At 69.3% G+C, this 23,543-nt stretch carries 21 protein-coding genes; 14 read left to right on the forward strand and 7 right to left on the reverse strand.

Annotated elements, in window-relative coordinates; all coding sequences use genetic code 11:
- Positions 1–52: 52 nt before the first annotated feature.
- Together ACWEPL_RS04785 and ACWEPL_RS04790 are read right to left on the reverse strand one after the other, a co-directional pair.
- Positions 53–865, reverse strand: a complete 813-nt coding sequence (locus ACWEPL_RS04785) for a TrmH family RNA methyltransferase (RefSeq protein WP_452435229.1) — start codon at positions 863–865, stop codon at positions 53–55.
- Entirely contained in the window at positions 858–1,628 is a 771-nt protein-coding gene (locus ACWEPL_RS04790; protein ID WP_452435230.1) for a DUF4184 family protein, read from the reverse strand. Before ACWEPL_RS04790 ends, ACWEPL_RS04785 begins: the two co-directional genes overlap by 8 nt.
- Positions 1,629–1,793: 165 nt before the next feature.
- Between ACWEPL_RS04790 and ACWEPL_RS04795 the strand changes: the two genes are divergently transcribed.
- The 12 genes from ACWEPL_RS04795 to ACWEPL_RS04850 all read left to right on the forward strand — a co-directional run bounded on the left by ACWEPL_RS04795 (position 1,794) and on the right by ACWEPL_RS04850 (position 17,134).
- Complete coding sequence (locus ACWEPL_RS04795) at positions 1,794–2,432, forward strand: cation diffusion facilitator family transporter (RefSeq protein ID WP_363981847.1); 639 nt, start codon at positions 1,794–1,796, stop codon at positions 2,430–2,432.
- 318 nt (positions 2,433–2,750) lie between these two features.
- The gene (locus ACWEPL_RS04800; RefSeq protein WP_363981844.1) at positions 2,751–4,397 is read left to right on the forward strand and encodes a substrate-binding domain-containing protein; all 1,647 of its coding nucleotides are present in this window, start codon (positions 2,751–2,753) and stop codon (positions 4,395–4,397) included.
- Positions 4,398–4,559: 162 nt separating this feature from the next.
- The gene (locus tag ACWEPL_RS04805) at positions 4,560–6,104 is read left to right on the forward strand and encodes an RNA polymerase sigma factor (RefSeq protein WP_452435231.1); all 1,545 of its coding nucleotides are present in this window, start codon (positions 4,560–4,562) and stop codon (positions 6,102–6,104) included.
- A 286-nt stretch (positions 6,105–6,390) separates the two neighbouring features.
- Positions 6,391–6,753, forward strand: coding sequence for a hypothetical protein (locus ACWEPL_RS04810; protein ID WP_350728136.1), 363 nt, complete (start codon positions 6,391–6,393; stop codon positions 6,751–6,753).
- Positions 6,750–7,880, forward strand: coding sequence for a GNAT family N-acetyltransferase (locus ACWEPL_RS04815; RefSeq protein WP_350728137.1), 1,131 nt, complete (start codon positions 6,750–6,752; stop codon positions 7,878–7,880). The genes ACWEPL_RS04810 and ACWEPL_RS04815 overlap by 4 nt, the downstream gene beginning before the upstream one ends.
- Before the next feature lie 141 nt (positions 7,881–8,021).
- On the forward strand, positions 8,022–8,855 hold the full coding sequence (locus ACWEPL_RS04820; RefSeq protein WP_350728138.1) for a glycosyltransferase family 2 protein: 834 nt from the start codon (positions 8,022–8,024) through the stop codon (positions 8,853–8,855).
- A gap of 11 nt (positions 8,856–8,866) precedes the next feature.
- Positions 8,867–9,808, forward strand: coding sequence for a glycosyltransferase family 2 protein (locus ACWEPL_RS04825; protein ID WP_363981836.1), 942 nt, complete (start codon positions 8,867–8,869; stop codon positions 9,806–9,808).
- Positions 9,805–10,608, forward strand: coding sequence for a polysaccharide deacetylase family protein (locus tag ACWEPL_RS04830; RefSeq protein WP_363981833.1), 804 nt, complete (start codon positions 9,805–9,807; stop codon positions 10,606–10,608). Before ACWEPL_RS04825 ends, ACWEPL_RS04830 begins: the two co-directional genes overlap by 4 nt.
- Positions 10,601–11,917 (forward strand): lipopolysaccharide biosynthesis protein, encoded by a 1,317-nt coding sequence (locus tag ACWEPL_RS04835; protein ID WP_363981830.1) that lies wholly within the window; start codon positions 10,601–10,603, stop codon positions 11,915–11,917. The genes ACWEPL_RS04830 and ACWEPL_RS04835 overlap by 8 nt, the downstream gene beginning before the upstream one ends.
- A gap of 89 nt (positions 11,918–12,006) precedes the next feature.
- Positions 12,007–15,219 carry a hypothetical protein gene (locus tag ACWEPL_RS04840; RefSeq protein ID WP_452435232.1) on the forward strand — a complete coding sequence of 1,071 codons (3,213 nt, stop codon included), beginning with the start codon at positions 12,007–12,009 and terminating at the stop codon, positions 15,217–15,219.
- Positions 15,220–15,328: 109 nt separating this feature from the next.
- Positions 15,329–16,495 (forward strand): DUF418 domain-containing protein, encoded by a 1,167-nt coding sequence (locus tag ACWEPL_RS04845; RefSeq protein WP_363981824.1) that lies wholly within the window; start codon positions 15,329–15,331, stop codon positions 16,493–16,495.
- Between the two features lie 6 nt (positions 16,496–16,501).
- On the forward strand, positions 16,502–17,134 hold the full coding sequence (locus ACWEPL_RS04850; protein ID WP_452435233.1) for a GNAT family N-acetyltransferase: 633 nt from the start codon (positions 16,502–16,504) through the stop codon (positions 17,132–17,134).
- On the opposite strand, the gene ACWEPL_RS04855 is transcribed toward ACWEPL_RS04850, so the two are convergent.
- From ACWEPL_RS04855 to ACWEPL_RS04865, 3 genes are all read right to left on the reverse strand, one after another.
- A complete protein-coding gene (locus ACWEPL_RS04855) occupies positions 17,127–17,846 on the reverse strand; it encodes a uridine kinase (RefSeq protein ID WP_452435234.1) in 720 nt (239 codons plus the stop codon). The genes ACWEPL_RS04850 and ACWEPL_RS04855 overlap by 8 nt on opposite strands.
- A gap of 1,018 nt (positions 17,847–18,864) precedes the next feature.
- On the reverse strand, positions 18,865–19,542 hold the full coding sequence (locus ACWEPL_RS04860) for a WXG100-like domain-containing protein (protein WP_452435235.1): 678 nt from the start codon (positions 19,540–19,542) through the stop codon (positions 18,865–18,867).
- Positions 19,543–19,617: 75 nt separating this feature from the next.
- On the reverse strand, positions 19,618–19,938 hold the full coding sequence (locus ACWEPL_RS04865) for a hypothetical protein (protein WP_452435236.1): 321 nt from the start codon (positions 19,936–19,938) through the stop codon (positions 19,618–19,620).
- 428 nt (positions 19,939–20,366) lie between these two features.
- Between ACWEPL_RS04865 and ACWEPL_RS04870 the strand changes: the two genes are divergently transcribed.
- Together ACWEPL_RS04870 and ACWEPL_RS04875 are read left to right on the forward strand one after the other, a co-directional pair.
- A complete protein-coding gene (locus ACWEPL_RS04870) occupies positions 20,367–21,194 on the forward strand; it encodes a helix-turn-helix domain-containing protein (protein WP_452435237.1) in 828 nt (275 codons plus the stop codon).
- Complete coding sequence (locus ACWEPL_RS04875; RefSeq protein ID WP_364758519.1) at positions 21,184–21,396, forward strand: DUF397 domain-containing protein; 213 nt, start codon at positions 21,184–21,186, stop codon at positions 21,394–21,396. The genes ACWEPL_RS04870 and ACWEPL_RS04875 overlap by 11 nt, the downstream gene beginning before the upstream one ends.
- A 575-nt stretch (positions 21,397–21,971) precedes the next feature.
- Here ACWEPL_RS04875 and ACWEPL_RS04880 read toward each other — a convergent pair.
- Complete coding sequence (locus ACWEPL_RS04880; RefSeq protein ID WP_452435238.1) at positions 21,972–23,084, reverse strand: HEAT repeat domain-containing protein; 1,113 nt, start codon at positions 23,082–23,084, stop codon at positions 21,972–21,974.
- 172 nt (positions 23,085–23,256) lie between these two features.
- Entirely contained in the window at positions 23,257–23,517 is a 261-nt protein-coding gene (locus ACWEPL_RS04885) for a dihydrofolate reductase family protein (protein ID WP_452435285.1), read from the reverse strand.
- Between the last annotated feature and the right edge of the window lie 26 nt (positions 23,518–23,543).

The following is a 23,543-nucleotide window of genomic DNA, read 5'->3' on the forward strand; positions in this document are numbered from 1 at the left end:
GATCATGAAAACAGCGTCTCGACAGTACACAAGACGGACAAAACCGGCTCAATCAGCCCGCAGATCGCATCAACCCATGACAGGCGATCGCCGCGGCGGCCACCACGTTGAGCGAGTCGACGCCCGCCGCCATCGCCGACCGGCTCATCGGGATGCACACCGCCCGGTCGGCCTCGTGCAGCCAGTGGGAGGAGAGCCCGTCGCCCTCGGCGCCGAGCAGCAGCGCGACCCGCTCCGCCAGCTCGACGGTGTCCAGGGGCGTGGCCGCCTGGTCCGGGGTGAGGGCCAGGGTCTGGAAGCCCGCCTCCCTCAGCTGCGCCAGCCCGCCGAACCAGTCGTCCATCCGCGCGTACGGGATCGAGAACACCGCCCCCATCGACACCTTCACCGCCCGCCGGTAGAGCGGATCCGCGCACCGGGGCGACAGCACGACCCCGTCCACGCCCAGGGCGGCGGCGCTGCGGAAGATGGCGCCGATGTTGGCGTGGTCGACCAGGTCCTCCAGCACGAGCAGCCGCCGGGCGCCGCCCTTCAGCAGGGTCTCGACGGCGGGGAGCGGGAGGCGTTCCATCGAGGCGAGGGCGCCGCGGTGCACCTGGAAGCCGACGATGCCCGACATGATCTCGTCGCTCACCACGAAGACCGTCGCGTCGTCCAGGACGTCCTCGAGCGAGGCCAGCCAGCGAGGCGTCGTCAGGACCGAGCGGATCGGGTGGCCGGTGCCGATGGCCCGCCTGATCACCTTCTCCCCCTCGGCCAGGAACAGGCCGCGCGACGCCTCCAGGCTCTTGCGCAGCTCCACGTCCCGAAGCCGGGTGTAGTCGGACAGGCGTGGGTCGTCGGCGTCGGTTACGTACTCAAGCACCTTCCGATACTGCCATGCGCCGCCTGACCTGCCAGACCGCCGCGTAGGAGGCGAGCACCAGGCACAGGCCGATCAGCGTTCCGGCGCCCGTCTTGGTGATCACGCTGGGCAGGCCCAGGTGCGGGACGGGCTCGTCCACGAGGGGCCAGAGGAACGCTCCAGCCACCGTGCCGATCGAGCACAGCGTCATGACGACCGCACGCACGCGCGGGGCGATCCGCAGGCGTTCCGGTACGGGGGCCGCGGGCATCCGGGACAGACCGCGCCAGCCCCACCACACCACGACGGCCAGGCCGATCACGGACGAGACGTACTGCAGCAGCCGGAAGAGCCTGATCACGCCCATGACCGAGACCGCCAGCCAGCCGCCCCACTCCACCGGGCCGGTGGAGTGGGTGAAGGAGTCCCACAGGACGTGGCTGGCCGCGCCGATCACGCCCCCGACCGCCATGGGGAGCAGCCGCAGCCGGGACGGCGCCAGGAGCGCGGCACGGCCGGCCAGCGAGGACGGGAGCAGCGAGATCAGCGGGTCCCTGAAGACGCCGTGGAAGAGCGGCAGCAGCACCAGCACGGCGGCCAGGTCGATGGTGACGACACCGAGCCAGGAGTGCCAGTTGCCGTAGTCGGGCAGGAACGGCAGGAAGATCGGCAGATCGGGCACCATCGACCCCAACGCCATCGCCCACGGATCGGCGAACCTGCGTACGCGCTGTGACGAAATCAGCGGCACCATCGCGGCCACATGACTGGGCGTGAACGGCAACCGGCCCTCCCTCGGCGTTCCGGGCAACCTTCGCGACCTGGCGATCAACGCTCATTATGCGGGCAAGCTTGACCATCCTTTGCCCGGACGAAACTACGCTACTGTCTGTAATGGGTACGGTACGTATCGCTGTCGACGGCCGGATAGCCGGGAGTGCGGGGGGTCATGGTGCCTGACCAGCGGATTCATGAGCGTCCGGCCGCGTCAGCCGATTGGCTGCGCGCAGCCCGCGCCGCCCGGTCGCTCTCCGTCGCCACCCTGGTCTGGCTGAGCGTGGAAAGCACGCTCGGCCTGGCCGCCGGCTTCGCGGCCCACTCGCTGGCGTTGATCGGCTGGGGGCTGTCGGCGTTCGTGGAGGCGGCGGCCAGCCTGATCGTGGTGTGGCGGTTCACCGGCGCCCGCACGCTCTCGCCGCACGCGGAGAACACCGCCAGGAAGGCGGTCGCGGTGAGCTTCTGGCTGCTCGCGCCGTACCTCGTCCTGCACGTGGCGCACGACCTGGACGCGGGGCACCGGGCCACGCCGAGCGTGCTGGGGATCGTGGTGACGACGTTCAGCCTGGTCAGCATGCCGGCGCTGGGGATCGCCAAGCGGCGGCTCGGCGCGCGCCTGGCGTCGGAGGCCACGTCCGGCGAGGGGACGCAGAACCTCATCTGCGCGGCCATGGCGGCGGGGGTGCTGGCGAGCCTGTGGCTCAACACGCTGGGGTGGTGGTGGGTCGATCCGGTCGTGGCGGTGGTGCTGGCGGCGGTCGCCGTACGGGAGGGAAGCCGGGCGTGGCGCGGCCATCAGTGCTGCCATTAGCCCCCGATTCGCCGATCATGCATATCTCTCAGAAACCGTCACGCACGCGGCCAACACCACCCACACAGGGTAATCACCGCACCAAAAGGGCTGTTTTCCCGCACTCGCCACACCGAGTATCGTTCCCGGAGTATTGCGGAGCATCTCCCGCTAGGGTCTCCGGAAGGTCTCAAGCACACCTAAGAGGACATCGTGGGGCGACACCGCACAGACGAGCTTGATGGCGGATACAGAGCGCACGAACCACCCCCAGCCCGCAGAAGGTCGAACGGCCGCGGCAGGGTTCTCGTACCGCTGGCCGGTGCCGTCGCGCTGGCCGTGCTCCTCGGTGTCGCCGCGTTCGTGATCTTCAACCGCGACCACGACTGCTCGGGCGGCAAGCTGGCGCTGCGGGTCGTCGCGACGCCCGACATCCAGCCCGCGCTGAACAAGGTCGCCGGCAACTACAACAAGGCCATGCACTCGATCGACAGCAAGTGCGTCGAGGTGACGGTGGCCAAGGAGGCCGCGGCCAGGACCGCGAACGCGGTGGCCGCCGGCAAGGCCAAGGCGGACTTCTGGGTGGCGGACTCCAGCCTCCTCATGGAGAGCCTGCGCAACACCCCGGCCGGCCAGGCCCTGCCGCAGATCGAGGGGTCGATCGCGACCTCGCCCGTGGTGCTGGCGACGGCGAAGTCGTTCGCGTCGAAGCTGAGCGGCGCCCTCCAGCCGAGCTGGGCCGCCATGATCTCGGCCGCGAACGTGGCCAACGTGGACGGGCCGGGCAAGAAGGTCCGCGTCCTCGCTCTCGACCCGCAGAAGAACTCCGCCGGGCTGGCCGCGCTGCTGGCCGCCGCCGGCACGGCGAAGGAGGCCGGGCTGGACAAGGCGCTGGTGGGCGCGATGAAGGAGCTGTCGGGCCAGCTCGCCTCCGACCCCACGGCGCTGCTGGCCAGCCTCACCGTGAAGTCCGGCAGCAGGGTGCCCATCGGCGTCACCTCCGAGCAGGCCATCTACGCCCACAACGCGAAGAAGCCGGAAGCGCCGGTGGTCGCGCTCTATCCCAAGGAAGGCACGCTCAACCTCGACTACCCGGTCACGATCCTGACCAAGGACCCGGCGGTGCTCAAGGCGGCGGCGGACTTCAAGCAGGACCTCGCCACGGAGTCGGCCAAGAAGACCCTGCGCGACGCGGGCTTCCGCAGCACGGACGGCAAGGCGGGCGACGCGCTCGCGACGGACAAGGGCTTCAAGCAGGAGACCCCGACCGCGCTGGAGCCGCCGGACGGCAAGACCGTGGCCAGGATGGTGCAGACCTGGTCCCGGCTGAACCTCGGCAGCCGCCTGCTCACGCTGCTCGACGTCTCGGGCACGATGGCGCTGCCGGTCCCCGGTACGGGCATGACCCGCATGCAGGCCATCAACAAGATCGCCACCGAGGGCCTGAGCCTGTTCCCCGCCGACTCCGAGCTGGGTCTGTGGACGTTCTCCACGCATCTGGACGGACAGGGCAAGGACTGGAAGGAGCTCGTCTCCATCGGACCGGTCAGCGAGTCGGTCAACGGCACGCTGCGCAAGGACATGCTGGGCAAGGCGTTCTCCTCGATCCAGGCCAAGCCCACGGGCGACACCGGGCTGAACGACACGATCAAGGCCGCGTACACGCAGCTGACGAAGACGTACCAGGAAGACAAGATCAACACGCTGCTGGTCCTCACGGACGGCGCCGGCAACGACGACCCGGACGGCGGCGTCAAGAACAGCGAGATCCTGCAGTTCCTGAAGAAGACCTACAACCCGAAGCGGCCCATCAGCATCCTGCTCATCGCCTTCGGCCCGGAGGCCGAGAAGGGCAAGCAGCAGATGGACGCCCTGGCCAAGGCCGCGGGCGGCGAGGCGTACATCGCCAAGAACGTCCTGCAGGTGCGCGACTTCTTCCTCCAGGGCATGGAACGCCGCCTCTGCATGCCGGGCTGCGACGGCTGAGAGCCGACCGAGGTGCACCCTGCTTATTGCCTCACTTCGTGAGGCGGGCTCAGTCGCCATGGAGCCATGCCCGATGGGCATAAGGGGCGAACCCATCACAATGAGGCCGCGTCCTCTCCGCGTGGGGCTTGAGAGCCCGTTCTACCCGCGGGGGAGGAATTCGTGCCTGGATGGCCGTCCGTCGGTCGCGCCGAGGATCATGAGCTGTTCGAGGCTCTGCGGCGCGCGGACACCGACGCTCCCGCCAAGCTGTACGACTGCTACGGCGAGCGGCTGCACGACTACGCCGCCTCCTTCGCCCAGGACCTGGCCGCCGAGGCCGTGCACGACGCCCTGGTCACCGCGCAGGGGTGCGTGCACCGGCTGAAGGAGCCGGCCAGGATGCGGGCCTGGCTGTACGCGCTGACCAGGTTCCAGGTGCGGGCCAGGATGTCCCGCCGGACCCCCGTGGACGGCGTGCCGCTGCCGGAGCTCGAGGCGCAGGGGGACCCCGAGCTGACCGACCTCGTCCACGAGACGCTGGGCGAGCTGAGCAGGAACGAGCGCGAGGTCCTGGAGCTGTCGCTGCGCCACGGGCTGACCCCGGCCGAGGTCGGCGCGGTGCTCGGGCTGACCTCGCGGCAGGCGACCGGCAGGCTCACCAGGGCCCGCGACCAGCTGGAGAACGCCGCCGCGGCCGTGGTGCTGGCCAGGACGGGCCGGGCGCACTGCCCCGACCTGTCGGCGATGCTGGACGGGTGTGAGGGCCCGCTCACCCCGCTGCTGCGGCGCAGGTTGTCGGGCCACATCGGCGGGTGCGAGGTGTGCACCGAGGGCCGGCACCGGCAGGTCTCGGCGACCAGGCTCCTGGACCTGGTCCCGGTCGCGTACCCGCCCATCTCGCTGCGCCGCCGGGTGATCGACACGTGCGTCAACCCCGAGCGCGACCAGACCCGCACCTTGATCACCGATCGCGGCGACAGCTTCGACCGGACCGGGTTCCCCGTGGCCGTCGAGAACCGCTCGCGGCGGCGCAGGCCGCGCCGCCTCGCGCCGGTGCTGCTGGCGGGCGCGTGCGTGCTGGCCGCGACGGGGGCCATGGTCGTGATCAACGGCCGCGACGTCTCGACCGGCACGCCTCTGCGATCGGCGCCCTCCCCCTCCTCCCCCGCCGCCTCGCTCGACCCGGGCGAGGAGAGCCCGTCGCCCGATCCCTCACCGGAAGAGGACGAGCTCACGCCGGCCCCCACCCCCACCCCGACCCCGAGCCGCACTCCCGGCACCCGCGCCACGCCGGTCGAGCGGCCCAGCGCCCGGCACGCCGCCGGGCCGACGCCCACCCGCCGCAGGCCCGCGCCCGGCGCCCGGCTCCGAACCTCCTGCCCGAAGGCGATCGACGGCGCCGCCAAGATCGGCCTCGGCGCCCGCAACGCCACGGTCTCGTGGGTGGCGACCGCCTCGCAGGGGCTGGACGTGTTCCCCGCGAGCGGGTCGATCAAGGCGGGCGGGTCGGTCGCGATCTGGGTCACGATCGTCGACCCGAACGCCGCAGGCCGCGGCCGCGTCGCGTTCACGTCGAACGGCGGGAGCGCGAGCTGCTCGCTGTCCTGGGACGGCGACGGTCCCGAGACCTCCGACCCGACCGACGAGCCGACGAACTCCAGCGAACCGAATCCGTCACCCTCCGTAACCGCGTCAGCCGAGAATACGGAGACGCTGGAGGGGTAAAACGGACGCCAAGCCGGAGTAGATCAACTTTTCTTGCCAACAAACCCGGATAAATCGGACCCTGGCTCGAAGAACCTCGGTCACATAGGGCATTCTGGTGTGCTTGGGGGCCACGTCCGGGCCGGAGTCACTTGACCGTGTGTTGAACATCACACGAGAAATCTCTGCCTGCCGGTAAACCGGGATGCGTCCTCAAGCGTCGGCATTGACGTGTCCTGGCGCAGATTGGTCCCATGAACTGCGATCAATCGTGCTTTAACCAGCAGAAGCAGGAGAGAAAAGGGAGATGCTCAAGCACCGGAGAGCGCTGGCCTGGCTGCTGGCGCTCGCCTGCATAGCGGGAGCGGTCGTCGCGCTGTTCGACATAGAGACACCGCTGCGCCCGTTCTTGATCTCTCTGTTCCTTCTCGTCGTCCCAGGGGCGGCAGTGGTGGGACTGTTGCGTGATCGTGACCCCCTTGCCGCACTATCAGTAGGAGCCGCGGCAAGTCTCGTGCTGAACGTGCTCCTCGCTCAGGCCATGCTGCTTTTCGGCGCGTGGTCGCCCCGGGCGGGCGTCGCGACGGTCGCCGTGCTCGGAGGGTTCATGTACGTGCTTCGCGTGTTGTACCGGGGGAAGAGCATGCAGACCCAACAGGGGGCCAGGTGAACATCCAGGTAGTTCGGCCCAGAGAGCTCGGGGACTCCGAGCGGGCACGATGGCGGGAGCTGCAGAAGGCCGACCCGAGTCTGGACAACCCGTTCCTGTCTGTCGAGTTCGCCGTGGCGATGGACCGCTTGCGCGATTACGTGAGGGTGGCGGTCATCTCCGACGCGAGCGGCATCGTGGGGTTCTTCCCGTACGAGCGGCACAGCTTCGGCATCGGCAAGCCGCTCGGCGGCTTCCTCACCACGTGCCACGGCCTGATCGCCGGCCCGGACCTCAAGCTCGACGCCAAGGCCCTGCTGCGGGCCTGCAAGCTCAGCGTGTTCGACTTCGACCACCTGGTGGCGGGGCAGCCCACTTTCGCCCCGTACGAGCAGGATGTCCGGCCCGCGCCGGTCATGGACTTCACCGCCGGGTACGACGCCTGGATCGAACAGGTGAAGACCAACTCCCCCAAGAACCTCAAGACCGTCCGCTACAAGGAGCGCAAGCTCGGCAGGGAGCAGGGCGAACTGCGCTTCGAGTGGGCCTCGGCCGACCCCGAGGTGCTCCGCACGCTGCTGAACTGGAAGTCCGACCAGTATCGAAGAACTGGCCGCGTGGACAGGTTCGCCCAGCCGTGGATCGTCGAATTGACGGACATGATGCATGCCGAAAAGTCATCGGACTTCGGGGGCGTCCTGACCATGCTTTATGCCGGGGACGTCCCGGTAGCCGGACATTTCGGCCTCCGCACGGCCACCACGCTTGTAGGGTGGTTCCCCGCCTACGACACCGAGTTCGGCCGCTACTCGCCGGGCATCGTCCATCATCTGCAGATGGCCGAGGCCGCTGCGAACGACGGCCTGCACATGGTGGACATGGGCAAGGGCGGCAAGGAGTACAAAGACTGGCTGAAGAGCGGGGTCCTGTACGTTGCCGAAGGCCGCATCTCGCGACCGTCCGCCGCCGCGGCCGTTCACTGGATGGGCCGAACTCCTTTCAACAAAGCCCGAACAATTGTCATGGACCGACCGTCTCTTTATAGGGCGGCCGACCGTGTCCTCAAGGGCTTCGGTCGGGTGCGCACCTCCATGCAGCAGCAGGAGTCACCCAACGGAGTAGTCAAAGAACCAACGGGAGCACGCTGAGCGCTCCCAAGTCCCGGCAGACACCCTCACAGCACAGGACCCTTCAATGCACCGTTCACCGGCTTCGTCATTCCCGCAGCACCCGGGGGTGGCCGCGACCGGACCGCAGCAGGGCGGGGTCCCGGAAGGATTTCCCTCGCCATGAGTCCCGAGATAGCCAAGCACAACGGCAAACTGCAAGCCTCGCCCTTGCGGTCGATGCCGCCCCCTTCGAGTTTCACGCCCGTCACCCCGCACCTGGCCATTTCGCCGACGGTCAGTGTGGTCGTGCCGGCGATGAACGAGGCCGAGAACCTGCCGCACGTCTTCGCCACCATCCCCCAGTGGGTGGACGAGATCGTGCTCGTCGACGGCAACTCCGTCGACGACACGGTCGCCGTGGCCAAGCGACTGCGGCCGAACGTGAAGATCGTCACGCAGACCGGCAAGGGCAAGGGTGACGCCCTGTCCGCCGGCTTCGCCGCGTGCACGAGCGACATCATCGTCATGATCGACGCCGACGGCTCGACCGACGGCCGCGAGATCATCAACTTCGTGGGCGCTCTGGTGACGGGCGCCGACTTCGTCAAGGGCTCGCGCTACGCCTCCGGTGGCGGCAGCGACGACCTGACGCTGAACCGCCGGCTGGGCAACAAGGTCCTCACCGGCATGGTCAACGTCATGTACAACACCAAGTACACCGACCTGTGCTACGGCTACAACGCCTTCTGGGCCCGTCACCTCGACGCGCTCAACCTCGACTGCGACGGCTTCGAGGTGGAGACGCTGATGAACGTGCGCGCGGCCAAGGCCGGGTTGAAGGTGCACGAGGTGCCCAGCCACGAGCGCAACCGCATTCACGGCGAGAGCAACCTGCACGCCGTACGAGATGGCTTCCGCGTGCTCAAGACCATCCTGAGGGAGTGGCGTCGCCAGCCCGCTCCCGCTCAGCCTGAGCCGACCGCCACTCCTGCCGCTGACCGAGGCGTCGCTTAAGAAGGAACGCTGTGAACACGTCTGTTGTCATCTGCGTCTACACCGAAGAGCGGTGGGAGGACATCAGGCAGGCAATCGAGTCGGTCGAGAACCAGACCAGCCCGGCACACGAGCTGATCCTGGTGGTCGACCACAACACCGACCTGCACCTCAAGCTCAAGCGCGCGTATCCGCAGGCCATTGTGGTGGAGAACACGCATGAGAAAGGGCTGTCGGGGGGCAAGAACACCGGAGTGGCCACGGCCAACGGTGAAATTGTCGCGTTCCTCGACGACGACGCGGTCGCCGACGCCGGATGGCTGGAGGCTTTGGAGGAGGGCTTCCAGGAATCCGGTGTGGTGGGCGTCGGGGGTCGCACGGAGCCGCTGTGGGCGTCCGAGCGACGCCCGCGGTGGTTCCCGTACGAGTTCGACTGGACGGTCGGCTGCACCTACCGCGGCATGCCCGCGGTACGCGCGCCGATCCGCAACGTCATGGGCGGCAACGCCGCGTTCCTGCGCGACGTCGTGTCCGAGGTGGGCGGCTTCCACAGCGGCATCGGGCGCAGCGTGCAGGGGCGCAAGTCGCGTCCGCTGGGGTGCGAGGAGACGGAGTTCTGCATCCGGCTGAGCCAGCGCAAGCCCGGCTCGGTCATGCTGTTCGAGCCGCGTGCCGTGATCGGGCACAAGGTGTCGAAGCAGCGCGAACGGTTCGCCTACTTCAGATCCAGGTGCTACGCGGAGGGGCTGTCGAAGGCCCTGGTGACGAAGGAGGTCGGCACCCAGGACGGGCTGGCCAGCGAGCGGGCGCACGCGCTCAAGACGCTGCCGCTCGGCGCGCTGCGCGGGGTCGGTGAGGCCGTCCGCGGCGACGTGGGCGGGCTCGGCCGGGCCGCCGCGATCGTGATCGGGCTGGCCTGGACGACCTGGGGTTACGTGGTGGGCTCCGTACGGCTGAAGGCGGCACGATCATGACCCGCATCCCGATCCTGATGTACCACTCGGTCACCGACACGCCCAACGACGAGACCAAGCCGCATTCCGTGCGGCCCTCGGACCTGGCCGAGCAGCTCGCGTACCTGTCGGAGAGCGGCTTCACCCCGCTCACCCTGGGCGACCTCGTGGCCTCCCTCAACCAGAACAACGGCCGCTCGATGCCGGACAAGCCGATCGTGGTGACGTTCGACGACGGCTACGCCGACTTCCACGGCCACGCCCTGCCCCTGCTCGAGCGCTACAACTTCCCGGCCACGGTCTTCCTGACCAGCGGCTGGGTGTCCGACGCGGGCAAGGACGCGGCGGGCCGGCCGCTGGACGACATGCTGTCCTGGGGCCAGGCCCGCGAGATCGCCCAGACCGGCATCGAGATCGGCGGCCACAGCCACAGCCACCCGCAGCTCGACCAGCTCCGCATCGAGGACCTGCGGCAGGAGCTGCGCAAGAACAAGGGCCTGCTGGAGGAGAAGATCGGCGCGCCGGTCGCCACCATGGCCTACCCCTACGGCTACTCCAGCGCCCGCGTCCGCCGCGAGGTGCGCAAGGCCGGCTATTTCGCCGCCTGCGCCGTGAGCAACACGATCGCCGCCGACCGGCACGACATGCTCGCCATCCCCCGGCTGACGGTCGGCAAGCACACGACCATCAGCATGTTCAAGCGCGCCGTCGAAGGCAACGCCGTACCCCTCATCTACCTGCGCGAACGCATCCTCACCAAGGGGTACGCGGTCGTGCGCAGGACGAGGTACGGGCTGCAGCGGGTGCGCGGAAATGTCTAGCGTCTGGGGGAAGATCCTCCACGACCTCCGCAACCCGCTGTTCCGCCAGGGCTACGCGCTCATGGCGAACACCGTGGTCACCGGCGTGCTCGGCATGGGCTACTGGCTGCTGGCCGCCCGCCTCTACTCCCCGGAGGAGTTCGGCCGCGGCCAGGCGGTGATCACGGCGATGCGGCTGTTCGCGTCGCTGACGGCACTGGGGTTCGTGGGCGCGCTGGCCCGCTTCCTGCCGGTCGCCGGGCGCCGCACCCCCGAGCTGGCCCTGCGCGGGTACGGCCTGGCCGCCGCCACGGGCGGGGTCGCGGCGCTCGGCTTCCTGCTGACGCTGCCGATGTGGGGCAAGACGTACTCGGTGCTGAGCGGCTTCTGGCCCGGGCTGTTCTTCCTGGCGTCCGTGCTGGTGTGGGCCGTCTTCACGCTCCAGGACGTGGTGCTGACCGGGCTGCGGCGGGCCACGTTCGTGCCCCTGAACAACCTGGTCTTCGGCATCGTCAAGATGGGGCTGCTGGTCGCGCTGGCCGGCGCGCTGCCGTCGGGCGGGATCTTCGTCTCGTGGGTCATCCCGACCGCCCTCGCGCTGATCCCCGTCAACTGGCTGATCTTCGCCGTCGTGGTGCCCAGACACGTGGAGAAGAGCGACGCCGAGCAGGAGCCTCCTCGGCTGCGCGAAATTGGAAGGTTCCTAGCTGGGGACTTCCCCGGGACGCTGTCCATTCTCGGCATCGTCTACCTGGTGCCCGTGGTGGTCGCCACGCAGGTGGGCGAGGCCACGTTCGGCCGCTTCTCGATGGCGCACACGCTCGCGAGCATGATCGAGCTGCTGGCCATGAACATGGCGGTCTCGCTGACCGTCGAGGGCTCTTTCGACCGTGCCAAACTGGCCGACAACTGCCGGCGGGCGCTGCGGCGGGCCTTCATGATCGTCACCCCGATCATCGCGGTGGCGATCCTGGCGGCGCCGCTGATCCTGACCATCTTCGGCTCGGCCTTCGCGGCCGAGGGCACGACGCTGCTGCGGCTGATGTCGCTGGCCGTGCTGCCGCGGGTGCTGATCGAGGTCTACCTGAGCGCGCTGCGGGCGCAGAGCCGGGCCCGTACGCTGGCGACCGTGCAGATCGGGCTGGCCGTGCTCGTGCTGGTGTCCACCGTCGCGCTGTTCCCGTACGCGGGTGTGAACGCGGTGGGGTACGGGCTGCTCTTCAGCGAACTTCTCGTGGCAGTTTTGATCTTCGGGAATCTACGTAAAATTCTCAAGTTCGGCGAAACCCGTACGCCGGTTGTCACCCAGGGGTCGTCCGGGGCCGCATGATGGTCAACGTGAAGCAACGGGACGGCGATGGCGTGGCAAGCTCCTCGGAGGTGCGAGGGGAGGTGCGCGGAGGCAAGGAGGAGTCAGACGTGCCCTTCGATCCGGAGGCGACCGGGGTCATCCCGAAGCTGACGTTCGACACCGCTCCCCCGGAGGGCCCGCCTGCGGAGGATCCGCCCGCGGAGGACGCCGAGCCGGATTCGGACACGACGACGATGATCCGGCTGCCGGCCGCCCTGCACATCGGGCACCCGCCCACGGTGGAGGAGGCCGCCGACCCGGACGCGACGGGCACGGTGACCACCCCGGCGCAGACCGCCCCACCCGCTGACACCTCCGCGACCAAGCCCGGACTGCGGTCGCAGCCGGCGAGCGGGCCGCAGCCTGCCGATGGGACGCGGGCCGATGGGACGCGGGCCGATGGGACGCGGGCCGATGGGACGCGGGCCGATGGCGCATCGGCGGAGGCGACGAGCACGAAGCCCGACACCGCCGCCAAACCCGGCACCACCACGCCCAGCGGCGCTACCTCCAGCCCTGCCGCACCCGGCACCTCCAAGGACGCCGCGCCCGGGAAGGCGCCCGCCAAGAGCGCATCGCCGGCCGAAGCGCCCGCCAAGGGGTCGGACGGCAAGTCCGGCGCCACCACACCCAGCGGCGCTACCTCCAGCCCCGCCGCACCCGGCACCTCCAAGGACGCCGCGCCCGGGAAGACGCCCACCAAGAGCGCGTCGCCGGCCGAAGCGCCCGCCAAGGACGCCGCATCCGGGAAGACGCCCGCCAAGGGTGCGGCGCCTGCCAAGCGGCCCGTCACCGAGACCGCGGCCGCCGGGACCGTGCCCGTGCCGATAGCCCGTCCCGCCTCGGCGCCCTCCGCCGGAGGAGGAGCACCGGCCGGAACGACGCCCACCGGAATGACGCCCGCCGGTGGCTCGGCCTCCAGCGCGTCAGCCGCGAGTGGGTCGGCTGCCAGCGCGTCGGCCGGCGGGTCGGCTGCCGCGCCTGTGGAGGCGCCGCAAGCCTCGCCCATGCCCGCCGCCCCGCCCACCGCGCCCCCGCAGCCCGCGGCCCCCCAGGTCGCGACGAAGCAGGCCCCGCCCCAGCAGGCGACCCCCCAACCGGCCCCTCAGGCGGCCCCCGGCAAGCCGCGCACGCTCGGCGGTCGGATCGGCGCGCTGGTCGCCAGTGCGCCCAAGTGGCTGCCCGTGCTGCTGGTCCTCGAGGGCCTGGTCATGTACATCCTGGCCCTCAAGGTCGCGCCAGGACCCCTGCGCGGCGTGGACCCCAACAAGATCGACGGCCTGGGCCTGATCTCGGCCCTCCCGACGACGGCGTTCATCGCCATCCTCATCATGATCGTGTCGTTCTTCGTCACGGTCGCCCAGAGCACCGACCGCAAGTTCCTCCTGCTGTTCCAGATCGCCGCCATCACCTTCGCCCTGCACGGCGCGGGAGCGCTGGTGGCCACGGCGCCGCGCTTCCCCACGGCGTACATCCACGCCGGTTTCGTGGAGTTCATCAGCAGGACCGGCGAGTCGGCCATCAGCATCGACGCCCGCATGGGCTGGCCGGGCTTCTTCGCGCTGTTCGCCTTCGTGACGAAGGCCGCCGGGATCACCGACCTGACGCCGATCCTGCAGTGGACGCCGCTCGTCTCGAACCTGCTCTACCTGCTCCCGTTCGTGCTGATCCTGCGCCAGGTCGTGGCCACCACGCGCGCGCGGTGGTTCGCGGCGCTGCTTTTCGTGCTGGTGCAGTGGATCGGGCAGGACTACTTCTCGCCCCAGGGCTTCACGTTCGCCTTGTACCTGGCGTTCATCGCGATCCTGCTCAGATGGTTCGGACGGGTCGAACAGCGGACGAAGCCGATCCCGCCCAAGGGCCTGCGCAAGCTGCTCGGCAAGCTGGACGCGATGACCCCGGGCGAGCTGGCCAACACCGGCACGTACCGGGCCGACAAGCTGCTCATGCTGATGATGCTGCTGGCGCTGTTCGTCGCGTCGGTGGCCTCGCACCAGATCACCCCGTTCATGATGCTCGGGGTCGTCACGGCGTTCCTCATCTTCAAGCGGACGTCGCTGACCTGGGGGTTGCCGTTCTTCCTCGGGCTGCTCGTGCTGGCCTGGATCAGCTACATGACGGTGGGCTTCTGGTCCAGCCAGATCGGCGCCATCTTCGGCGGCTTCGGCCGGATCCTGCAGAACATCGGCAACAGCACCGGCGACCGGATCGAGGGCAGCGACCCCGCGCACGCGCTGGTGCTGCAGGCGCGGCTCGGCATCCTCGTGGTGATCCTCAGCCTGGCGGCCACGGGACTGTTCCGGCGGTTCCGGCGCGGGGTGTTCGACCGGTCGGCGCTGATCCTGCTCTGCGTGCCGGTGCTGGCGCTGGGGCTGCAGAGCTACGGCGGCGAGATCGGGCTGCGGATCTACATGTTCGCGCTGCCCGGGGCCTGTCTGCTGGCCGCGTACGCGTTCTTCCCCAACCTGCCGGCCGACAGCGCGGACGTGCGCGAGGAGACCGTGCCGCTGCGCAAGCGGAACGTGCGCTTCAACCCGCAGCTCACCAAGAAGCTCTCGGTCGTGCTCGCGGCGTGCTTCGCGGTGCTTTTCGCGTTCGCGTTCCTGCTGGCCAGGTACGGCAACGAGAAGTTCGAGCGGGTCACCGTGGGTGAGGTGGCCGCGCTGCACTACGTCTACCAGCACGACAAGCCGAGCGCCAAGGTGCTCTACCTGGTCCCCAAGACGGGGCCGGAGGTCACGCCGACCCTGCCGTGGGGCGAGAAGGACGTCGAACTGGTCAACTTCGGCGTGCAGGCCCTGGTGCACAAGGACCCGACGCAGGTCGCGGACGCGATCGCGGCGCTCAAGGAGCAACCGCGTAACTCGTACCTGATCGTGAGCCGCGGGCAGGTGAGCTACCTGCAGCTCAACGAGGGCTTCCCGGAGGACTGGGGGACGAAGTTCCGCGCGGCGCTGGACGCCTCGCCGGACCTGAAGCGGGTGTTCTCCAACCAGGACGCGGCCCTCTACACCTGGAAGAAGTTCGTCCGGGGCACCGAGATCCCCGAACCGCAGCCGTACAAGGGACGCGGCGACCCCACCACCCCGTGGACGCCCGTGGGCATCGGCGCGCTGGCCGTGACATGGGTCTCGCTCTTCGCGTACGAGGTCATCCGGCTGAACGGCCCCAACCGGGCACGCAAGGCCAGGAAGCGCCTGCTCTTCCTCGCCGTGCCCGCTTTCGTGGTCGCGCTAGCGGTGATCATCGAGCGATTCATCTATATCGCACAAAATAACTGAATTCACAGGAAACACTCAGCTTGTACGGGATGATGTTCTCCATATGAGGACACAGGAGACGCTTCCCGCCATGCCGAACGCACGACTCGCGGCTGCGAGGATCGCTTCCGTGGACGCCTTACGAGGCTTCGCACTTCTGGGCATCCTCGTAGTCAACATCGCCTTCCTGGCCTCCGGCTACCGGATGGCCGGGATGGCCGAACCCGCCTTCCAGTCCCCGCTGGACTGGACCGTGCGGTTCACCGTGACGCTGCTCGTGGAGAACAAGTTCTACCTGCTGTTCTCCTTCCTGTTCGGCTACAGCTTCACCCTCCAGGTCGACTCGGCGGCGCGGCAGGGTCGCCCGTTCGGGCCGATGTTCCTGCGCCGCCTGGCCGGGCTGCTGCTGATCGGGCTGGCGCACGCCGTGCTGCTGTTCCCCGGGGACATCCTGACGACGTACGCGGCCGTGGGCCTGGCCCTGCTGATCTTCCGCAAGCTCCGGCCCAAGGCCGCGGTGGTGCTGGCGGTCATGTTGACCGCGATGCTCGCGCTCGGCTTCGTGCTGCTGGCCCTGCTCGCCACGTTCGGCCTGGACATGGGCGGCACGGTGGCGGACTCGGCCGCGGAGGCCACCAAGGCGGACACGGCGCTGGCGGCCTCCGCCCTGCAGATCATCTCCGAGCACCTCAGGAAGCTGTCGCTGATCATCGTCTTCCGGGTGCTGTTCCAGGGCCCGGCGGTGCTGGCGGCGTGCCTGATCGGCCTGGCGGTCGGCAAGCTGGGCGCCATGCGCGACCTGTCGGCCCACACGGGCACGCTGCGCAAGCTGCAGTGGACCGGGTTCACGGTCGGGCTCGCGGGCGCCTTCATCTACACGACGTCGGCCTGGCACGGCACCATGCACAAGTTCTGGGGCGAGGCCGTGGACCTGGTGACGGCCCCGCTGCTGGCGGCGGCGTACGCGGCGACGTTCCTGCGGGTGCTGCCGTACATGCCGCGCATCGCCCGGGCGCTCGCGGCGCCGGGCCGGATGGCGCTGTCCAACTACCTGGCGCAGTCGCTGATCTGCTCGCTGATCTTCACCGGGTACGGGCTGGCGCTCGTGGACCGGGTCAGCCCGCCGCTGGAGGTGCTGATCGCGCTCGGCGTCTTCGTCTGCCAGGTCTTCTACAGCCACTGGTGGCTCAAGAGGCACCGGTACGGGCCCGTGGAGTGGCTCCTGCGCTTCCTCACGTACTGGCGCAAACCAGGCCCCAGCCGCCCGCACCAGGCGCGCCACTCTTTGGAGAAATGACGGACTATGCGTCACTGGCCCGTGTTCAACCTCCGCCTCACCACGCCCCGCCTAGAGCTGCGCATGCCCTCTCTGGACGATCTCGACGAGCTGGCCGACCGGGCCGTGGAAGGCGTGCACGATCCGGACGTGATGCCGTTCGGCGTGCCGTGGACGGACGTCCCCGCCGACGAGCTGCCGGCGAACGTCGTCCGGTACCAGCTCGGCCTCATCTCGCGGTGGCAGCCCGAGCGGTGGTGCTGCAACTTCGTCGTCGTCCACGAGGGGCGGGTGATCGGCACCCAGGACCTGTCCGGGCACGGCTTCCGGGTCACCCGCGAGGTGCACACGGGCTCGTGGCTGGGCCGCGCCCATCAGGGCAAGGGCCTCGGCACGGAGATGCGCGCAGCCGTCCTCCACCTGGCCTTCACGGGGCTCGGGGCCCTGACGGCGGTCTCCAGCGCGTACCTGGACAACCGGGCCTCGCTGGGCGTCTCCCGCAAGCTCGGCTACCGGCCGGACGGGGTGATGGTGGACGAGGTACGCGGCAAGCGGGCGTTCCAGCAGCGCCTCCGCCTCGGCCGGGACGACTTCACCGACCCCGTCCCCGTGCGGATCGACAACCTGGAGCCCTGCCTGCCGCTCTTCGGGCTCACCTGATGCGAGGCCGGTCGAAGACGGTGTTGTCGATGACGACGTCCATCCGGCTCAGCGGGTCGGTCTCCTCGAGGTAGATGCGCTCGGCTACCAGGTACCGGTTCCGGTGGATCGACTCGGCCTCCGACCCGGCCCAGTCCTGGTCGCGTTCGGCCCCTCTGCGCACCGACAGCTCGGCGTCCACGTCCATCCAGATCCGGAGATCCCAGTACTTGTCGATCTCCGGCCGGAACGCGAACACCCCGTCCACGACCACCACCGAGTCCGCCGCCAGCGGCGCCGTCGTCCCGGAATGATCGATCTGCGTCAGCGGATCGATGCCGCACAGCGCGCACGACACCGCCTCCACGGACCGGCCGGGCTCCAGCAGCAGCCTCGTGACCGCCTCGTAGTCGTAGGCGTTGCGGTAGTAGCCCTCGCCCGACTCGCGGTCGTAGAGGTGCCGGTCCTTCCACGGCTTCTTGAAGTCGTCCAGGGTGGCGCGGAGCGCGGGCCGTCCCGACTTGACGATCTCCTCGGCCAGCTCGTGCCCGAAGCTCGTCTTGCCCGAGGCGGTGAACCCGTCGATCCCCACCAGCACCCGTCCACCGCCGCAGGCCAGCGCTTGCTCGGCGACCCGCCTCACGAGCGCGGAGCGTTCCGGCGAGGCCGGGGCAGGACAGGGCTGCTGCCAGGTCGAGACGGAATACTGCACCCGCGCATCAGAGGACACCACCAGCACACCCTATCCACGGACATTTCACCCAACGTACGAAGGTCATGGTGTGCGGGCGTTGGCGGGTCGCCACGGCGTCCGGGACGGGGAGCAGCCCCCCTAACCCCGCGGGGCTGATCTTGTCGGCGGAGGCCACTAGGGTGCGGCGGCATGACCACCGGCTCCGCAGCACCGAACCTCGCGGCCTTACGCACCCTCCTGCCCAAGGCAACCCCGACACGCGCCTGGAAAGCGATCCGCGAACTCGCCATCGTCGCCCCCACGGTCTCACGGCCGGCGCTCGAGCTGGCCGCCGAATTCGCCGAGATCGCATTGCCGCCCACGGAACGGCTGCTCAAGTTCTGGCCTGCGACCCCGGATGGACGGGTTCGCCGAGTTCCTCCTCGCGCCCGCCTTCGTGCGCGAGGAGCGCACCCACCTTCGGGTCAACGAAAGATCCCTCACCCCAGGCCTTCGCCATCTCAGCAACCTGCGTACGGTGGACCTGCCCAAATGCGGCTCCTACGCCGAACTCGCCGAACTCGCCGGCCTCACCAGCCTGGTCGAGCTCGATCTCAGCTCAGCCGGGCTCGTGACCGACTTCTCGCCCCTGGCCGCCCTGACACGGCTGGAACATCTCGACCTCTCCGCCACCCGGATCAGCGACCTCACCCCATTGCTGGGCATGCACCACCTGAGCTGGCTGAACCTCTCTCGCACCGAGGCGACCAGGCTCGACGGATTCGCCGACGCCTTTCCCCTGCTCTACTGGCTCGACCTGTCCCACTGCCGGTCGCTCGACGACGTGCGCCCCCTGTCCGGGCTGCCCGAGTTGCACAGCCTTGACCTCGGTTACACCAAGGTCAGCGCTCTCACCGGCCTACGCGATCTCGGCGCACTCCAGGAGCTCATCGTCGGCTCCCCCGACACCCCGATCACCTCGATCGACGGCATCGACGCTCTCCCCTCGCTGAAGACGCTCTCCCTGGAGCCATGCGCAAGCCTGGAGATGCTGAACACCGGCGGACCGTACCCCCGCCTACCCGACCTTCGTCTTCCGAGCATCCCGCTGCCCGATCTGCGCTTCGTCTCCCGGTTCCCGGACCTGGCCACGATCAGCACGAGCCTTGAGGAGCGGTCGCAGGCGGTCGCGCACCTTCTGGGCGAGCGTACGGCCGAAGAGGCGTTCGAGGGTGCGGCGGAAGGCCGCGACGGCCCGCTGCACGATGACCCGGCGCTCGGCCACCTGCCGGTACGCGGCCACCATCGCCGCACCGCCCGCGATCGCAGCCGCCGCCACGGCGGCCACCACGTACGCGGCGGAGGCGGCCAGGAAGACCTTCAGGTGCTCGACGACTGTGGCGGCCTGCTCGTGGCCGTCCGCGAGCAGGCGCGACAGGGAGGCGAGCGTGGTGAGGTGCCCGCCCTCGCGGTGGTAGTCGGCCGTGTAGGCCCGCATGGCCGCGACGTCGTCGCCGTCACCGGCCGCGGCGGCCGTCACCACACCCGCCGTCATGGTGGGGACGGCCTGCGTGTCGAGCGTGTCGGCAAACGCCCGGTACGCGGCGGCGACCTCGCGTAAGGCATGCTCGTCCTCGTCCGGCCAGGGAACGCCGAGCAACCGAAGCCCGGCCTCAAGCCCCGGCCCAGCCGTCAGCACCACCGGGACCGCCCTGCCAAGGCCGTACCTCGCCTCGCCAAACCCAAGCGCAGCCACGCTCGCCAGGCCGCATCTCGTCGCCTCGCCGAGGCTGAGTGCGGACGCCCTCCCCGGACCGTGCCCGGAAGCCCGCTACAGGTCACGCTTGGGAGCCGCCGCGGCATCGGCATCGACGGCCTCCACCGCCATCGCCCGCATGGCCGCGCCCGTCCCCGCCAGGTTGTCCCCCAGGTGCGCGCCCGCCTCCCCCATGAGGTCCCGTACGGCGGCCATCGCCGTGCCGACCGCCCCCGAACCCCACGGTTCCAGCCCTTCGGTCCCGGCCCGCAGCGCAGCGGCCGCCCCCGTCATGATCCCCGCGGTCTCCTCCACCCGGCGTGCCCCGTCCTCCAGAGCGACCGGCTGAATCCGCCACTCGCGCCCCACGTCGGCTCCCCGTCGCTCGTCCGTCACCGCCGCCGGAACCGTAACGCGCGGATACCCGGACGAGGCTCCTCTTCAACGAAGCTGAAAATGTATAAACAAAGGTCAGGAGCCGTTCACCGGCCCGATTGCACGACGTTCCCTCGCAGATCGCGACGACTGTGGTGATACCCATGCCTCCGGGCCGCCTCATATACGGGATCCAGTCATTCCAGTCAGCCGGGAGTGGCAGGCATTCCGGCTGTCGCGCCTTGCCGCATGGGAATCACCTCGAAGCGCACAAGAGCGGTCGGAAGGTGAGGGCTACACATGCCTGAAACTCTGTAGCCACTGCACGGCATGGAGTCATGCGATTACGTTGTGTTTCGAAAAGGCGGCTCCACTTTCCGCCGACCACCGGTGAAGTGTGTATGTAGGTCCTGAAGGGACGTGCGGAGACAGAAGCGAAGGGTCGTGATATGACCGTTAACGGGGAAGAACCTGGCCTACGCGCACGAGCGGAGTATGGCGCGCGGATGCGGAAGTTTCGGACACGTCAAGGGCTGTCGCAGGAACGCCTTGCCGCAGCTCCCGGGATCACCTACAGCGAGAGCCAGATAGGGGCCGTCGAACGCGGTAAGCGCACGCCGAGCGAGGCTTTCACGGAGGAGATCGAGCGCGTTCTCGGGCTCAACGGAGAGCTGAAGGAACTGCTGCCGGAAATCCACAACGACTTCGGCCCCAAGTGGTTCAGGCCATGGCCCGGCATCGAGGCCGCCGCCCACACCATCCGCACGTCCGAGCCGTCCCTGATCCCCGGGCTCCTCCAGACGGAGAGGTACGCGGAGCAGGTCTTCCTTGGAAAACCTGGGATCACGCCCGACGAGGCGCAAAAAGCCGTCAAGATTCGGCTCAAGCGCCAGGCGGTGTTCGATTCACCGAACCCACTCATGTATTCGACTCTCATCGATGAGAGCGTCCTGTCCCGACCGGTCGGCGGCGCCTCCGTGATGTGCGAACAACTCGCGCGCCTCCTCACCGCCATGCGACACCCGTGCATCACGGTGCGGATCGTTCCGCTGTCCGCAGGGCTCACCACCGGTCTCCTGGGCGCATTCGAGATCGCCCAGATAGCCGGTTCACCCGACACCGCCTATCTGGAGAGCGCCTTGACGGGAGAAGTGATCACTCACTTCGACGGCGTCCGAGCCCTCAACGTGCGCTGGGACGCCTTGAGCAGCATGGCCCATCCGGTGAACATCAGCGAGCAGGTCATTCGCGAGGTGATGGAGAGGTATGGAGACTGACAACGAACTCGTAACCGCCGCGTGGCGCAAAGCCAAGGCATCGGGCGACAACGGCGGCAGCTGCGTCGAAGTAGCCCCCCTCAGCGGCGGACGGGTCGCCGTGCGAGACAGCAAGGACCGCACGGGCCCCGCACTGGTATTCACCGCATCAGAATGGGCCGCCTTCAAGGACGGCATGGCCAAGGGCGAATTCGACTTCTGACCGGAAGCATGGAGGGGCTCAAATCCCTGCCAAGCCCCTCCTCCTTCCTCCCGCACACCAAGATCCCTACATCGAGATGATGGAAGCCTCCACACATGCCCGGGGGATGTCCGACCACGACGGATGACCGTAACGTCGCAGGTGGGAAGACGTAGAAAGGTCTCTGCCATGAGAGTCTCCGCAATCAAGGAAGAGGGCGCTCCGAAAAGTCGCCCGCTGCGCCCCGAAGAGAAACCCCACCCCACCGAACCACAGGCGCCGAATCGGAAAGCTGACGGTCGTGCGCGTCAGCCACAACGGCGAGGGCCATCGACGGAAAAGCCCGATGGCCCTCGCATATCACGGAATCTGCGGGATAGTCTGCGATTCCTCGCCGAGCACGACCCTCGCTAGCATCGAGACACTGGTGGACAACCGGCTGACCTCGCCTGCCCCGCCGGTGCACATGCAGGACTGGGCGCGTGTGGGCGGTGGGCGAGGCCTTCGGCCACAGAGTCGAGCGGCTTACCCGCCAAGCGCCGGAGCTGTTCCGTACCCTCGGCTGACCGGGGCCGGCCGCCGTCCTGCCCTGGGCCTCACTCCCGGTCCAGTGGTGGCATCGGCCGGGGGTGACCCCACTTGTGGATCCGGCCGGGTGTGAACGGGACCTCGCGTACGGAGCGCAGGGCCGCGTCGAGGCCGTGCCGGGTGTACGCGGTGGGCACGTCGACGCCGGTGAGGAGGCGCAGTTCCGCGGCGACGGAGGCCCGTAGGGGCTCCTCGTCGGTGAACTCCTCGATCAGATCGGTGAGGGCGACGGGCACGCCGAAGCGGTGGCAGACCGCCGGGTCCAGAGCGTCCCGCAGTTCCCGCCACTGCTCGTCCGCGAACGGCAGTTCCTCCGGGTCACCGCTCAGGGCGAGGCCCGCGATGTCGCCGAAGCGGATGAGGGCGTTGTACCGGACCTGGTCATCCGGGTCCTCCCGGGCGCTCCGCAGCAGCAGGGCGGCGGCTGCGGGCGACCCGATGAGGAAGACGGGGTCCACGGCCGCCCGGCGGACCTCGACGCCCGGGTCGGCGAGCGCCCGCGCCAGCTGGTGCAGGGTGTCCTCGTCGAGGACGCTCCGGAAGGCACTGGCGGCGAGGGCCCGACCCGATTCGGGGCAGTCGGCGAGGAGGGGGTGGAGGGCTGCCGCTCCGCTGTGATCGCCGGTCGTGGCGAGGGCGATGGCCGTGTTGACCAGGAGCAGGGGCCACTCCGGGTTGTCCGGCTTGCGGCGCTGTTCCGCGAGGACCGCGCGAAGGACCTCGGCCGTCGCCGGACGGGTCGTCCCCTGGAGGGCTTCGGCCGCCGCCGCCCGGGTGGTGGGCAGCGCCGTGCGGTCGGCAAGGGTGGCCTCGACCCGTTCCGGTCCCTCGTTCCCGCCGCTGCGGGCCAGGGCGTGCAGGACGGCCGCGACCAGGGCGAAAGGTCCCGCACCGGTGTGGGCGAGCAGCACCGGGACCGCCTCGGGGGCGGTACTGCGGCGGACGACCTCGTACAGCAGGGGGTGATAGCGGTTTGCGCGTTCCTCGGCGACGGTGAGGACGCGGCGCAGCGCCCCGGGGCCGGCGGTGAGCAGGTCGCGGACGGCCCGCTCGGCGCGGGCCGTGGCCCCCGTCGCCTCGGCGGCGAGGGCTTCGTGGACGAGATCCTCGTATCCGCTCATGTGACAACTATTACTCCAGTTTGACGGTCGGACGGAGAACCGGCGACGGGTTCAGGCCGCCGCGGGAGTCGCCGCCGACCGGATGCGCAGAACCGGACCCTGATCGCCTTACGGCTGGTCAGGGCCCGGTTCTTTGGGTACTGGATGGGCCGCGGTCACCGATCGGGCTCGCTCACGGCTGCGCCGCGAAGACGTGGGCGACGGCCCCGCCGCTGAAGGCGGTCGTGCTTTTCGGCTCGAGGGTCAGCGCCGCCGGAAAGATCCGCTCGCCCGCGCCGAGGACGACCGGGCGGACGAGAAGGCGGTATTCGTCGATCAGGCCGGTCTCGACCAGCGACCGGGCGAACCGTGCCCCGCCGTGGGCGAGCAGGTAGCCGTCGGAGCGCTCCCGCTTGAGCCGTGTGATGGATTCGGCCAGGTCTCCGGCGGCGATCGTCGTCTCGTCCCAGTCGGCGGACG

Source organism: Nonomuraea sp. NPDC004186 (genome assembly GCF_053603495.1).

Bases quoted from the DNA above. Each gene is read 5' to 3' on its own strand.
- ACWEPL_RS04795 (WP_363981847.1), top strand. From the start codon at position 1,794: ATGGTGCCTGACCAGCGGATTCATGAGCGTCCGGCCGCGTCAGCCGAT.
- ACWEPL_RS04870 (WP_452435237.1), top strand. From the start codon at position 20,367: ATGACCGTTAACGGGGAAGAACCTGGCCTACGCGCACGAGCGGAGTAT.
- ACWEPL_RS04820 (WP_350728138.1), top strand. From the start codon at position 8,022: ATGAGTCCCGAGATAGCCAAGCACAACGGCAAACTGCAAGCCTCGCCC.
- ACWEPL_RS04830 (WP_363981833.1), top strand. From the start codon at position 9,805: ATGACCCGCATCCCGATCCTGATGTACCACTCGGTCACCGACACGCCC.
- ACWEPL_RS04880 (WP_452435238.1), bottom strand. From the start codon at position 23,084: ATGAGCGGATACGAGGATCTCGTCCACGAAGCCCTCGCCGCCGAGGCG.
- ACWEPL_RS04835 (WP_363981830.1), top strand. From the start codon at position 10,601: ATGTCTAGCGTCTGGGGGAAGATCCTCCACGACCTCCGCAACCCGCTG.
- ACWEPL_RS04875 (WP_364758519.1), top strand. From the start codon at position 21,184: ATGGAGACTGACAACGAACTCGTAACCGCCGCGTGGCGCAAAGCCAAG.
- ACWEPL_RS04810 (WP_350728136.1), top strand. From the start codon at position 6,391: ATGCTCAAGCACCGGAGAGCGCTGGCCTGGCTGCTGGCGCTCGCCTGC.
- ACWEPL_RS04850 (WP_452435233.1), top strand. From the start codon at position 16,502: ATGCGTCACTGGCCCGTGTTCAACCTCCGCCTCACCACGCCCCGCCTA.